Origin of the sequence: Corynebacterium sp. KPL2895 (assembly GCF_040225815.1) — a bacterium.
GTDB classification, from domain to species: domain Bacteria; phylum Actinomycetota; class Actinomycetes; order Mycobacteriales; family Mycobacteriaceae; genus Corynebacterium; species Corynebacterium rhinophilum.
Genome location: NZ_JBEHFY010000011.1, coordinates 1 through 13,683, shown reverse-complemented (window position 1 = coordinate 13,683; position 13,683 = coordinate 1). Strand labels below are relative to the sequence as shown.

The window sequence follows — 13,683 nt, the reverse complement described above, 5'->3', positions numbered from 1 at the left end:
GCACTTAGTTTGCGTCGACCCCGCGGTTGCGCAGGGCGCGGGCCACGCGATCGCGCTGCTCGGTAATCGCGCGACGCAGGCCGCCTGCCAGATCCTTTTGCAGGAAAGCGTCGGCGCGGTCGAGGCCGTCCTGAGTGATATCCCAGGATGGGAATAGCCCCGTAACGGTGGTAAGGCCCACCTCGGAGGACTGGGAATCCCAGATTTTTTCGGCCACCTCGAAGAATTCCCCGGTGGGCAAGAGATCATCGGAGTGCGGGTAGTTTAGCCCTTCCAGCTTGGAGGTGAGCTCGCGGTTGGTGAGATCCCCGGCGACGATCTCTTCCCATACCGCGCGCTTATTATCCGCAGTGGCAATCGCGGCGCGGGCGCGCAGGGAAGAGTAGTGGCCGGTAGCGGAATTATCGCGCTTGAGCTGGGCGGCGATGGCGGCCTCGGCATCGGCAAGCGCGCCCGCGGCAGCAAGCGCTGCGACGGCGGACCAGCGCAGTCCGGCATCATCGGAATCCGCGAGGAGATCGTGCAGGTAGTCGCGGGCCGGCTGGTGCAGCGGAATCCTGGACAGCGCCTGCGTGCAGATGATGGAACGCTGTGCATCGGTGCTTCGGGCGCCATCGACAAGCGCCTGCGCCAAAACCGTGCTTTCTTTCGCCCACGCCGGATCGGCGTAGTTCTTCAGCGCGGTAGAAGCCTGCGAGACGATGCGCTCGAGGACGGCGAGCTCGGTTTCCGCCTTTATGCCGCGGGCCACCAAGCGAATAAAGTCGCGGGCGCGCATGGTGCCGGCGCGGGTCATTTCCCAGGCGGTGGACCAGCAGAGGGTGCGCGCCATGGGGTCGTCGAATTTCTCGATATTATCCAGCAGGAATAGCAGCGAGCCTGCATCCAAATCGATAAGGCAGTAGGTCAGATCGTCATCGTTGGGCAGGATGAAATCGATGTCGTTCAGGTTGCGCCCGACCAACTCTGGAATCTCGGTGGCCTTACCATCCACGTCCATCTCGAGGCGCTCGGTGCGCACGACCTTGCCGTCCTGCGTGCCGTACAGGCCCACTGCAATGCGGTGGGTGCGCAGGGTATCGCCGCGCTGGGTAAGCTGCGCCTGGGTGATGGTGCCGTCATCATTGGCCTCCGTGGCAACCGCCAGGGTATTGATGCCGGTGGTCTTGAGCCACTGCTGCGCCCAGAAAGACAGATCGCGCCCGGATGCCTCCTCGAGGTGGCGGAGCAGATCGTCGAAGGTGGCATTACCCCACGCGTGGGCGGCGAAGTGGCGGCGCACGCCAGCGAGGAAGTTCTCGCGGCCGACATAAGCCTGCAGCTGCTTGAGCACCGAGGCGCCCTTGGCGTAGGTGATGCCGTCGAAGTTTTGCTCCACGGTTTCGATATCGCTGGCATCGGTGGAAATGGGGTGGGTGGTAGGCAGTTGATCCTGCTGGTAGGCCCAGGACTTTTCCACGTTGGCGAAGGTGACCCAGGCGGTATCGTATTCGGTTTCTTCCGCCTGCGAAATGGCAGCGGACCAGGTGGCGAAGGACTCGTTGAGCCACAGGTCATTCCACCACTGCATGGTCACGAGGTCACCGAACCACATGTGGGCGAGCTCGTGGAGGACCGTATCGGCGCGGCGCTCGTACTTGTAGTGCGTGGCCTGCGAGGTAAAGACGTATTCATCGCGGATGGTCACGCAGCCGGCGTTTTCCATCGCACCGGCGTTGAACTCGGGGACGAAAATCTGGTCGTACTTGCCAAAGGGGTAGGGGAAGCCGAAGTTGCGGTGATAGAAGTCAAAGCCCTGCTTGGTCTCAGTAAAGAGGCGCTCCGCATCGAGGGAATCTGCCAGAGAGGCGCGGCAGTAAATACCAAGCGGGACCTCGAGCTGCTGGGCCGGCTTGCCCTCGGGGTGCTCGGTCAGCTCACCGCGCCAGATATCGGTGACCTCGTGGTACGGGCCTGCGCACAAGGCAACCAGGTAGGTCGACAGCGGGTAGTCGATTTCGGAGTGGGTGGTATCGCCCTCGCGGGTGACCGGGCCATTGGTGATAATGGTCCACTCCTCCGGAGCCTTAAAGTGCAGGGAGTAGGTGGCCTTCAGATCCGGTTGATCGAAGCAGGCAAAAACGCGCTTGGCATCGGCGGTTTCAAACTGGGTGTAGAGGTAGACCTCGTTATCGGCAGGGTCCACGAAGCGGTGTAGGCCTTCGCCGGTGCGGGAGAAGGGGATCTCAGCGGTGACCTCGAGCGTGTACTCCGCTACCTGCAGCCCGGAAAGGGGAATGCCGCAGGTGGGGTCATAAGACTGCGTGGGCAGCGGGTTTCCATTCAGGCGCACCTCGTGCAGCTTGTCCGCGCGCAGATCGATGAAGGTAGAACCGGCCTCCTGGGTGCTAAAGCGCACCGTGGTGGTGGACAGGAAGTGGGTATCGGAATGCTTAAGGTCTAAAGTGACATCGTAATGGTCAACCTTGAGCATCTGGGAGCGATTTTTTGCTTCCTCCCACGTGAGGTTTACAGAGGTCATTGCCTAGATTCTCCTTTGCTAACGAAAATAGTGATGCATCAAGGTTAGCAGCGGGTTTACAGTGGTGGGGCAAACTGCACTTATTTCAAGGAGGAATAATGACTACCCCAGTTAAGTTTTGGTTCGATGCTTCCTGCCCGTTCGCATGGGCAACGTCCCGCTGGATAAAAGAGGTAGAAAAGGTCCGCGATATTGCGGTGGAATTCGAGCCGATGTCCCTGTCGGTGCTTAATGATGGCCGCGATCTTGATCCCGAATACATGGAAATGATGGAGGCCAACTGGGGCCCTGCCCGCGTATTCGCCAAGGTTAAGACCGAGCAGCCAGAAAAGGTTGATGAGCTTTATACCGCCATGGGCACCCTGATTCACGCCAAGGGCAACGGCGGCAAGAAGGGCGATGGTGGCTATGACGAGATCATCGCCCAGGCATTAGAGCAGGTTGGCCTCCCCGCAGACTTTGCAGAGGTGGCCCACACCGAGGAGTACGACGAGAAGCTGCGCGAGTACCACCACAACGGAATTTCTTCCGTGGGCGATGAGGTAGGAACCCCGGTTATTAAGCTGGGCGATACCGCCTTCTTCGGCCCGGTTATCACCCGCGTTCCCAAGGGTGAGGAAGCCGGTGAGCTTTTCGATGCCTCCGTGCGCCTGGCTCAGTTCCCTTACTTCTTCGAAATCAAGCGCTCCCGCACGGAGATGCCACAGGTAGAAGAGGACTAGTTATAAGCGCTGCTGGTCTTGCCTGCGGCCTACCGCGGCGGCAAGGCAGCACACCGCGATTACCGGCGTGAGTAAAAACGCCGGTACCCCGGCGATATTGATGATGGGCAGGGCCGCCTGAGCCTGGAATTCTGACCAAGCGGCGGCCACCCACGTGGCCCACGAGGCCGCGGTGAGCAGGGATAAAATCCCAATCACCGCGGCCAAACCGCCGGGGCGATTTTTCTTTATCGCCCTCTGGTTCAGCCACCACAGCCCCAGTACTAGGTGGGCGACTGTGAAAAGTGCGGTATGAATAAGCGGCACTAGGTAGTTCTTATTGGTTAAGAAAATATTCGCCGCAAATAACAGCACCGCGATAGCAAGGATGCTGCCGTAGAGTGCGAGGACGCGAGGGTTCATTTTTATCGCCTTTCTGTGCAGCACGTAATCTGCGCTTTAGCTTAACAGTGCTGGGCTATGGGCGAAATAGGTTGTGCAAAGTGGTGCCTAGAAGGCGGCGGTGCCGGTACTGTAGGGGTTATGCGCGTATATCTTGGAGCTGACCACGCAGGTTTTGAGACTAAAAACCTGATTTCTGAACACCTCACCAAACAAGGCCATGACGTTATCGACTGCGGCGCTCATACCTATGACGCCGAGGATGACTACCCCGCATTCTGCATTGAAGCGGCCCTATGCACCGTCAACGATCCAGGTTCTCTGGGAATCGTGCTGGGCGGATCCGGAAATGGCGAGCAGATTGCCGCCAATAAGGTCAAGGGCGCGCGCTGCGCGCTGGCATGGTCGCCAGAAACCGCGCGCCTGGCCCGCGAGCACAATAATGCGCAGCTCATCGGCATCGGCGGGCGCATGCACTCGCAAGAAGAGGCCCTAGAAATCGTGGATGCCTTCTTGGATCAAGAATGGTCCCGCGCCGAGCGCCACCAGCGCCGCATCGATATCCTCGCAGAATACGAGCGCACCAATATCCCACCTGAGCTGCCTAAGGACCCGCGCTAAAGCCGCCAAGTTCCTTGCACAGACATAAATGAACGCCGCGGGCCATTTGGGCCACGCGGCGTTTTATGTGGTGATTATGCCGAGCACATTATGCGTCGTTCATGTCATTGGGGTGGTGCCCACCGCGGCCGTCTTCGCCTTCCTCCAACGAGGTAATGGCAGCCATTTCCGCATCCGTGAGCTCGAAGCCGAAGACATCGAAGTTTTCTGCAATGCGCGATGGCGTCGAGGACTTGGGGAAGAGGATGACCCCATTTTGCAGGTGCCAGCGAATAATGGCTTGGGCTGGGGAAACACCGTGTGCCTCGGCTGCTTCAGTCACCTCTGGTGCCTCCAAGATATCGCTCTTGCCCTGACCCAGCGGGCCCCAAGCCTCGATGGCGATGCCGTGTGCGCGTCCCGCGTCCAGTTCGCGCCAGCGTTGCAGGTAAGGGTGCAGCTCCACTTGGTTAATCGCGGGGACGACGTCCGTGTGCACCTCCAGCTGATCTAAGTGCTCCGGCTCAAAGTTGGACACACCGATGGACTTTGCCTTGCCCTCTTTGCGCAGTTCAATGAGCTGCTTCCAAGCCTCCACGTAGGTGCCCTTGGCCGGGGTAGGCCAGTGGATGAGGTATAGGTCTACGTAGTCAAAGCCCAGCTTCTGCAGGGATTCATCCAGCGCTGCAGCGGCATCGGTGTGGCGGTCATTCCACAGCTTGGTGGTGATGAAGAGCTCCTCACGCGGGATGCCGGAGTTAGCAATGGCCTTGCCCACGCCTTCTTCATTGCCGTAAATAGCTGCGGTATCGATGTGGCGGTAGCCCACGCGTAGCGCCTCGGCTACGTATTCCTCGGTCTTTTCCGGGTCCATCTGGAATACACCAAAGCCCAGCTGGGGGATTGTATTTCCATCATTCAAAGTAATATTAGGTACGGTCATGCACACCAGATTACGCTTTTCTGGCCACCGCCCCAATGTGATGTATTCACGGCCGCGCTTAACGGGAGATGGGCAGCGGGATGGAGGGGGCATCGGCAAGGAGGGGCCTAGCTGCAGATATGGAAAAACCCACCATACGGTGGGTTAAAGCGAGGGAATGACGGGAATCGAACCCGCGTCTTCAGCTTGGAAGGCTGAGGTATTAGCCACTATACGACATTCCCACAGCGTTACCTCGAACGCTGTCGGCTACTTTAGCGCATGTGCGCCCCAAAACGAAAATAGGGAACACACGCAGTGGATAGGCCGTTAAAATAGATAGAACCAATTCCGGCAAAGAAAGCGATGATTGTTGTGGAACTCCTACTTCTTGTAGTCGTACTCGGTGGTGGCGCGTGGTATCTATCCTCGCGCAGCTCAAAAAAGAACAGGGAGGAGCGAGAGGCGCAGCAGTTAGCGGATGCCCAAGCGGATGCGCGTCGCTGGATTGAGCGTCTGGGCGGTCAGGTCATGCAAATCTCCGGCACGGATACCGCCTCGCAGCAGGCAATGGCGGACGCATCAGAGCGTTTTACCGCGGCTAATTCCGCTATTTCGCAGGCCACCACGGTCAAGCAAGCCAATTTGGCCCGCGAATCGGCGCTTGAGGGTATGCATTACGTCAATGCCGCTCGCGAGATTATGGACATGAACCCGGGCCCGGAATTGCCGCCGCTGGAGGGACAGCGCGCCGCCGGTAAGGTCACCGAGAAGCGCACGGTGGATGCGAATGGCGAGCAGCTGACTGCGTCCCCATACGCCTCCGAGGAAACTCCGAACTATTACCCAGGCGGAACCGTAGCCGGCCGCCCCGTTCCGGCCGGTTGGTACTCCCGCTCTTGGTGGGCGGATGCCCTGCAAACGGGCGTGTGGATGATGGGTTATTCCATGATGTTTAACGCCATGTTTGCTGGCATGTCCGGCGTGGGCTATTCCGCAGCCGCCGCAGAAAACGGCGACTGGGGCGGCGCCGAGGGTGGCGAAGGAATGGACGGAGCCGACGGCGGCGGAGATGCCGGAGACGCCGGGGATGCCGGCGATATGGGCGGCGGTGCCGGAGGGGGAGACGCAGGTGACGGTGGCGGCTTCTTCGACGGATTATCTGACGGTGATGGCGGCGGATTCTTTGACGGCATGTTTGATTTCGATTTCTAATCCAGCTTCCGGGAATTATGCCGCTAACCTGCGGCTACGCCCTTAACAGGGGGCTGATTTAGGAGATTTAAAACCAACACGCTAAACTGGCTCAGGTATGCAACGCAGCCAAGGCAACTTGGTGGCCTACATACGGGGCGTGGCGCAGTTTGGTAGCGCACCTGCTTTGGGAGCAGGGGGTCGCAGGTTCAAATCCTGTCGCCCCGACGTATGGGGGTCTGAAAATGCCCTAATAAGGTTTTTCAGACCCCCTTTAATTTTTATGTACGTAGAAAAACAATGAAGCCAGGGAGATTCACTCGTGAAGACCACCGTAGACAAGCTGAGCGATACCCGCGTTAAGCTCACCGTCAACGTTCCGTTTGCGGAGCTGGACCAGGAAATCGATGAAGCTTACGCGGCAATCGCGCAGCAGGTTTCTATTCCAGGTTTCCGTAAGGGCAAGGCTCCGCGCCAGCTGATCGACGCTCGCTTCGGCCGCGGCCCGATTCTGGAGCAGGTCGTCAACGACATGCTGCCTTCCCGCTACGAGCAGGCTGTTCAGTCGGAAGACCTGAAGGTCATCGGCCAGCCGGACGTGGACATTTCCAAGATTGAAGACAAGGACTTCGTCGAGTTTACCGCCGAGGTTGATGTTCGCCCTGAGTTCGAGGTTCCGGACTTCTCCGAAATCTCCGTCGCCGTCCCCGCCATCAAGGCCGGCGAAGAAGACGTGGACAAGGCCCTCGAGGATCTTGCAGAGCGCTTCGGTGAGCTGAAGGACACCAAGCGCAAGATGAAGACTGGTGACTACGCCATCATCGACATCACCGCCGAGGTAGACGGTGAGAAGATCGAGGATGCTTCCACCGAAGGCCTGTCCTACTCCATCGGTGACGACAACCTCATCAAGGGTCTGGACACAGCACTGCGCGGCATGAAGACCGGTGAGGATAACGAGTTCACCTCCACCATTCAGTCCGGTGAGCACAAGGACGAAGAAGCTACCTTCAAGGTCCACGTGCAGCAGACCAAGGAGCGCAAGCTGCCGGACATGGACGATGAGTTCGCCCAGATGGCCTCCGAGTACGACACGATCGAGGAGCTGCGCGAAGCTACCAAGACCGAGGTCGAGGAGTCCAAGAAAGCTGAGCAGGCCGGCCAGATCCGCGATGAGGTTCTGAAGGCTGCGCTTGCCGATGTCGACTTTGAACTGCCTCAGTCCGTCGTCGACGAGCAGGCTCACGCCCAGCTGCACCAGATCTTGGGCCAGCTGGCACACGATGAGAAGGCACTGGCACAGCTGCTCGAGGCGCAAGGCACCTCCCGCGAAGAGTTTGATAAGCAGACCCGCGAGCAGGCTGAAGAGTCCGTGCGCACGCAGATCTTCTTGGATGCCGTGGCAGAAAAGGAAGAGCCGGAAGTTTCCCAGCAGGAACTCTCGGATCACATTCTGTTCACCGCTCAGTCCTATGGCATGGACCCGAACCAGTTCATCCAGCAGCTGCAGTCCAACGGCCAGATTGCCAACCTGTTCTCTGACGTTCGCCGTGGCAAGGCACTGGCTGCCGCCATTTGCCGTACCACCGTCAAGGACGAAGAGGGCAACGACGTTGACGTTGAGCAGTACTTCGGTGAAGCAGATGAAGACGAAAACGAAGCTACCGACGCGGAGTAAATCCTCTTCTTAAAGCCCAGCTTGACTCCTCGCATACACGAGGAAGTCTGGCTGGGCTTTTCTCATCGCCGGGTCGAAAACGCAGACAAAGTTCGGTGCAAACGCTGATAGCGAACAGACCCCACAATTATCGCCACATTAAGTAATGTGGTGGCATTAGAGATTAACCGTCCTCAAGGAGACTTTTCGAATGTCTAAGAAATCTGACCAGCTTCAGATGACCACCCCAGCAGGCTCCGGCCTGAACTTGGGTGACAGCGTCTACGAGCGCCTGTTGCACGAGCGCATTATCTTTTTGGGCACCCAGGTAGACGATGAAATTGCCAATAAGTTGTGCGCACAGATCCTGCTGCTTTCCGCAGAGGATCCCACGCGCGATATTTCGCTCTACATCAACTCCCCGGGTGGCTCCGTGACCGCGGGCATGGCAATTTATGACACGATGAAGTACTCGCCCTGCGATATTTCCACCTATGGCATGGGCTTGGCTGCTTCCATGGGCCAGTTCCTGCTCTCCGGTGGTACGAAGGGCAAGCGCTATGCGCTGCCGCACGCTCGCATCATGATGCACCAGCCTTCCGCTGGTGTGGGCGGTACTGCTGCCGATATCGCCATCCAGGCGGAGCAATTCGCCCAGACCAAGCGCGAGATGGCTGAGCTCATTGCAGAGCACACCGGCCAAACCTTCGAGCAGATCACCAAGGACTCTGACCGCGACCGCTGGATGACTGCGCAGCAAGCCAAGGACTACGGCATTGTTGACCACGTCATCGAGTCCGTGAACGGCCCACTGAGCAACTAGGGAATAAGGAGAAAATCATTATGAATAAGTCGCAGATGCCAAGTTCCCGTTACGTACTGCCCTCCTTTATTGAGCAGTCCGCTCAGGGGACGAAGGAAACCAACCCGTACTCCAAGCTCTTTGAGGAGCGCATCATCTTCTTGGGCACCCAGGTCGATGACACCTCTGCCAATGACATCATGGCCCAGCTGCTGGTTCTTGAGAGCCAGGACCCGGACCGTGACATCACCATGTACATCAATTCGCCGGGTGGTTCCTTTACTGCCTTGATGGCCATTTATGACACCATGCGCTACGTGCGCCCTGATGTGCAGACCGTGTGCTTAGGCCAGGCAGCTTCCGCTGCCGCAGTGCTGTTGGCCGCTGGTGCTCCGGGCAAGCGTGCGGCGCTGCCGAACTCCCGCGTATTGATCCACCAGCCTGCAACCCAGGGAACCCAGGGGCAGGTATCGGACTTGGAGATCCAGGCCGCAGAGATCGAGCGTATGCGCACCTTGATGGAAAACACCTTGGCGGAGCACACCGGCCGTACGCCTGAGCAAATCCGCATCGACACCGACCGCGATAAGATCTTGACCGTGGAAGATGCCGTGGAATACGGTATCATCGATACCGTCTTTGAGTACCGCAAGCTCAATTCTTAATTCGGTCCTGATGGACTAAATCCATCAGAGGAAGCCCTGCGAGGCAGCTTCGAGAGGAGCCTTCGCAGGGCTTTTATTATTCGCATATCAGTGGCTCGGTATATGCTTATGAGCGGTGTGACGGAGAGGGTAGTGGCGCGTGGGCATGTACCCCAAACGGGGTGAATCTTTCAGAGAAATATCTGCAGGTCGTTAGGCAGATTTATTTGTGCGATGTTTCACGTATAATGCCCGATTTGTGAATTAGGCCTCTGAGTGGTCGTATTATGCTATGACAAATATGGAACCAGAGGCGGAGGATCGGACCTCCGCACCCACTGCTTCGAGTGGGGAGCGCACATTTTTTGGTCACCCGTGGGGACTGGCTAACCTGTTCGGCGTGGAGATGTGGGAGCGCTTCAGCTTCTACGGCATGCAGTCCATTGTGCTGCTGTACATGTACTACGCCACCACCGATGGCGGCCTAGGCCTCGACCGTGCCGATGCGACGTCAATCGTTGGCGCGTACGGCGGTTTGGTGTACATGGCATGCCTGTTGGCATCGTTGGTAGCTGACCGCATCCTCGGTGCGGAGCGCACCCTGTTCTACTCCGCAATCATGGTGATGGCTGGGCACCTCGTCTTGGCCTTCGTTCCTGCCGTGACCGGCCTGGCTATCGGCCTGATCCTCATCGCCGTTGGTTCCGGTGGTGTAAAGACCACCGCCTCGGTGGTGCTTGGCTCGCTGTATAGTCGTGACGATCCTCGCCGTGACGGCGGCTTTTCTGTCTTTTATATGGGCGTTAATATTGGTGCCCTTTTCGGACCGCTTCTTACCACCGCAATGTGGGGCTGGAAGGGCTTCCACTGGGGCTTCGGCATCGCTGCCGTCGGTATGGCCCTCGGCCTTATCCAGTACACCATCATGCGTAAGACCACCATTAAAGATGCCGGCCACAATATTCCGAATCCGGCGGACTCCAAGCAGCGCTTGATGGGCCTTGGTGCGATTGTCGTCGTCATCCTCGTAATGGTCATCGGCCTGGGTACTGGGATCATCAAGGTGGAGTGGCTGTCCAATATCGTCACCGCCGTTGCCCTGATCGCCGCCGTGTACTTCTGGATTCAGATGTACACCTCTGATTTGGTAAGCCGGAAAGAAAAGAACCGCCTCTTGGGCTTTATTCCGATGTTCATTTCCGGTGTACTGTTCTTCGGTATCTTCCAGCAGCAATTTACCGTGATGACCATTTATGCCGATGTGCGCCTGGACCGCCACATCTTTGGTATCGAGATTCCGCCGTCATTGGTGCAGTCCATTAACCCGATCTTCATCGTTATCTTCTCTGCAATCTTCGCAGCTATGTGGACGAAGCTCGGTGACCGTCAGTGGTCCACGCCGGTGAAGTTCGGCGTGGCCAATATCATCATCGGTGTCTCGCTGTTCTTCTTCCTGCCGTTCTCCGGCTCGGGCGCGAACTCCACGCCAATGTATGTCATTATCTGGATCCTCTTCCTGTTCACCATGGGTGAGCTGATGCTGTCTCCGGTGGGCAACTCTCTTGCCACCAAGGTGGCACCAGAGGCGTTCCCATCGCGCATGATGGCCGTGTGGATGATGGCTGTGGCCATGGGTACCGCGCTTGCCGGTTCGCTGGCTAGCTTCTACAACCCAGAGGATGCGGCTGCGGAAAACACCTTCTTTATTTCCTTGGGCGTCGGCTCCATCGCTTTGGGCATCGTCTTGCTCGTGCTGAGCCGCTGGGTGGTCAAGAAGTTTGCTACCTTCCGCTAAAAAGGGGAGTTAAAACCCTTTATTTCGAGAGGTGCGTTGGCGTGAAGCCGGCGCACCTCTCTTAGTGTTTTCCGCCACGGTATTAAAGGCTGAAAATAGATTAGGTTTCTTAAAAAATACTGGTAAACCGCAGATTTTCGATAAGTAGCTGACATGAGGGCATGGGCGGAAGGTTAACACTAGGCAAAGTGTAGTTTACTTCTAAGAAACGCTATTGGCTTAGCTTATTATTGCGGAGTACGCTGCACTTCGTACGCGACGCGTGACGGCGCCGCAATTACACTTTCTTCTCATTTGTTAATTGCTTACAAGGGGCCAATGCTGTGACAGCGACTCTGATTATCTTGGGCATTGTGGTGGTTACCGCCTTAGCCTTCGACTTCACCAATGGTTTCCACGACACTGCCAATGCGATGGCAACCTCCATTGCTACGGGCGCGCTGAAGCCATTTACTGCGGTAGCGATTTCTGCCGCACTTAACCTCATTGGCGCATTCTTGTCCGTGAATGTCGCGGCAACGGTGGCTAAGGGTATCGTCAACCTCGATTCCTATGACCTTTCGGGTGCAGCCGCTGACTCAGACGGCCAGGCCCTGTTGATGGTGGTCTTTACCGGCCTTATCGGCGGTATTCTGTGGAACCTTTTCACCTGGTTGCTCGGACTGCCGTCTAGCTCTTCCCACGCCCTTTTTGGCGGCCTTATCGGTGCAGCCTTCGCTGCCATGGGTACTGGGGGAGTGGAGTGGACCTCCATTATGGCCAAGATCATTATCCCGGCGGTGGCGTCCCCGATTATCGCCGCGCTGGTGTCCGCCTGCGCCACCTTCCTCGTTTATTGGGTGACCAACACCATTCCGAATAAGGAAAAGAACGAGCACTTCCGTCACGGCCAGATTGTTACCGCCTGCTTGGTATCGCTGGCCCACGGTGCCGGTGACGCTCAGAAGACCATGGGCGTTATCTTCCTCGCCCTCGTGGCTTCGGGTCATGCGGTTGCTGATGCCCGTATTCCCACCTGGGTCATTATCTCCTGTGCGGTTGCCATTGCGGCCGGTACCTTGTCCGGTGGCTGGCGTGTTATTCGCACCCTGGGCAAGGGCTTGGTTGAGATCGAATCCCCACAGGGTATGGCAGCCGAGGCTACGTCCGCGGCCATCATCTTGACCTCCGCATCTGGTGGTATGGCACTGTCTACGACTCACGTGTCCACCGGTTCCATCCTTGGTACTGGTTTGGGTCGCCGCGGCGCGGACGTGCGCTGGGGTGTGGCGATGCGCATGGTGGCCGCCTGGCTCATTACGCTGCCCTGTGCTGCCTTCGTTGGCTTCGCTTCGTGGTGGCTGGCGCACGGCGTCTCCTCTGCCACGACGATGGCTACCGGTGCCATCGTGGACTTCGTTCTGCTCTTGGCTATGACGGCGCTCATCGTCATCCGCTCCCGTATGAACCCAGTCGATGCCTCCAACGTCAATAATGATTGGGACGAAAACGCTGAGTCCGTGGATTCGTCCTTGGAGCCGCGCGTTGGCGCGAAAGAGACTGTCGCGGCCGCAGGCGGCATGACCCCAGTATCGGCGGTTAATGGGGACAATAACTCCACCTCATCTAATCCACACGAGGAGCGCTAGATCATGACTATTGCAGAAATCTTCGAATCTATACTCCGCGTCGCTGGCCTAGCCCTCGTCTTCGGCGCTGGTATTCCCTTGCTCTTCGCCTTGGGTATGCGTTCCATGACGGGGGATCCCATTCGGGACGATAACGGCGTGGTGGTAGGAGATACTCCCGCTAGCCGGCAAATGAAGGTGCTGGGGTGGACCGTCTATGCCGTATTGGGTGCCGTCATCGTGGTGGCAATCGCGTGGATCGCGCGCGATTCCCTGGATCATTACTTTGGCTTCGCACCATTTGGGGACCTTTAAGAGTAGCCCGCGGGCCGGGCGAGCCCGAGATTATATAATATGCCTCACAGCCACTTAAAGTTAACAAAAGGTTAACTTTAAGTGGCCTAAGTGTTGCTTAGTGGGTAAATACCAAGTATATTTATACCTATCAACAGAGCAACTTTGAGAGGTGAGAGAGATGAACACGATGCGGACCTTCTTTGGTGGCATTAGCGATATGTTCAAGGACTCCACCACGGGTACGGGTTTGGATACCGTGTCTCAGACACCGGTTTCTGCCCGCGTAGCGGAAAATCTCGTTGACGCGGGACTTACTCCCGCGACGACCAAGGACGTCGCTGAGTCCTTCGCATTCGTTGTTGGCCACGCGCCAGATGAGCTGGACATGCTCGATGTCGAGGCATTCTTGCTCGACTTTGACTGGCTGCAATAAGAGCCGTACTAAATAACCCCGCCACGCACCGTTGAACTGGCCCCCGAAAGTTGGACTGGTTTAATTCTAGGTGATGAGGGGTTCAAGGGTCTGATTCCGATATTGCAT

The 13,683-nt window shown here is 57.6% G+C and carries 13 protein-coding genes and 2 tRNA genes; 11 read left to right on the top strand and 4 right to left on the bottom strand.

The features are described from left to right. Window positions 1-4 precede the first annotated feature (4 nt). Window positions 5-2,521 (bottom strand): aminopeptidase N, encoded by a 2,517-nt coding sequence (pepN, locus tag ABRP95_RS06350; protein WP_349839111.1) that lies wholly within the window; start codon window positions 2,519-2,521, stop codon window positions 5-7. A gap of 98 nt (window positions 2,522-2,619) precedes the next feature. Between pepN and ABRP95_RS06345 the strand changes: the two genes are divergently transcribed. Then, on the top strand, window positions 2,620-3,243 hold the full coding sequence (locus ABRP95_RS06345; RefSeq protein WP_284796446.1) for a mycothiol-dependent nitroreductase Rv2466c family protein: 624 nt from the start codon (window positions 2,620-2,622) through the stop codon (window positions 3,241-3,243). Here the strand turns inward: ABRP95_RS06345 and ABRP95_RS06340 are convergent, their stop codons facing one another. Then, window positions 3,244-3,645, bottom strand: coding sequence for a hypothetical protein (locus tag ABRP95_RS06340; protein ID WP_284796444.1), 402 nt, complete (start codon window positions 3,643-3,645; stop codon window positions 3,244-3,246). Between the two features lie 120 nt (window positions 3,646-3,765). Here ABRP95_RS06340 and ABRP95_RS06335 point away from each other — a divergent pair, with 120 nt between their 5' ends. After that, window positions 3,766-4,245: a ribose-5-phosphate isomerase gene (locus ABRP95_RS06335; RefSeq protein WP_005277878.1), complete on the top strand. Its 480-nt coding sequence runs from the start codon at window positions 3,766-3,768 to the stop codon at window positions 4,243-4,245. Window positions 4,246-4,333: 88 nt separating this feature from the next. Here ABRP95_RS06335 and ABRP95_RS06330 read toward each other — a convergent pair whose 3' ends face one another. After that, window positions 4,334-5,167 carry an aldo/keto reductase gene (locus ABRP95_RS06330; RefSeq protein WP_284796441.1) on the bottom strand — a complete coding sequence of 278 codons (834 nt, stop codon included), beginning with the start codon at window positions 5,165-5,167 and terminating at the stop codon, window positions 4,334-4,336. A 152-nt stretch (window positions 5,168-5,319) separates the two neighbouring features. Beyond that, window positions 5,320-5,391, bottom strand: a tRNA-Gly gene (locus ABRP95_RS06325). Between the two features lie 121 nt (window positions 5,392-5,512). Here ABRP95_RS06325 and ABRP95_RS06320 point away from each other — a divergent pair. From ABRP95_RS06320 to ABRP95_RS06280, 9 genes are all read left to right on the top strand, one after another. Then, entirely contained in the window at window positions 5,513-6,361 is an 849-nt protein-coding gene (locus ABRP95_RS06320) for a DUF1542 domain-containing protein (protein WP_284796440.1), read from the top strand. A 133-nt stretch (window positions 6,362-6,494) separates the two neighbouring features. Beyond that, window positions 6,495-6,568: transfer RNA gene (locus tag ABRP95_RS06315), tRNA-Pro, on the top strand. 94 nt (window positions 6,569-6,662) lie between these two features. Then, a complete protein-coding gene (tig, locus tag ABRP95_RS06310; RefSeq protein WP_349839110.1) occupies window positions 6,663-8,018 on the top strand; it encodes a trigger factor in 1,356 nt (451 codons plus the stop codon). A 190-nt stretch (window positions 8,019-8,208) separates the two neighbouring features. Then, window positions 8,209-8,820, top strand: a complete 612-nt coding sequence (locus ABRP95_RS06305; protein WP_023023580.1) for an ATP-dependent Clp protease proteolytic subunit — start codon at window positions 8,209-8,211, stop codon at window positions 8,818-8,820. Window positions 8,821-8,837: 17 nt separating this feature from the next. Further along, complete coding sequence (locus ABRP95_RS06300) at window positions 8,838-9,464, top strand: ATP-dependent Clp protease proteolytic subunit (RefSeq protein ID WP_349839131.1); 627 nt, start codon at window positions 8,838-8,840, stop codon at window positions 9,462-9,464. Between the two features lie 271 nt (window positions 9,465-9,735). Continuing rightward, a complete protein-coding gene (locus tag ABRP95_RS06295) occupies window positions 9,736-11,238 on the top strand; it encodes a peptide MFS transporter (protein ID WP_284853605.1) in 1,503 nt (500 codons plus the stop codon). A 323-nt stretch (window positions 11,239-11,561) separates the two neighbouring features. Then, a complete protein-coding gene (locus tag ABRP95_RS06290; protein ID WP_296090952.1) occupies window positions 11,562-12,866 on the top strand; it encodes an inorganic phosphate transporter in 1,305 nt (434 codons plus the stop codon). A gap of 3 nt (window positions 12,867-12,869) precedes the next feature. Continuing rightward, the gene (locus ABRP95_RS06285; protein ID WP_284785765.1) at window positions 12,870-13,160 is read left to right on the top strand and encodes a hypothetical protein; all 291 of its coding nucleotides are present in this window, start codon (window positions 12,870-12,872) and stop codon (window positions 13,158-13,160) included. Window positions 13,161-13,320: 160 nt separating this feature from the next. Next, complete coding sequence (locus ABRP95_RS06280; protein WP_284770209.1) at window positions 13,321-13,575, top strand: hypothetical protein; 255 nt, start codon at window positions 13,321-13,323, stop codon at window positions 13,573-13,575. Window positions 13,576-13,683: the final 108 nt, after the last annotated feature.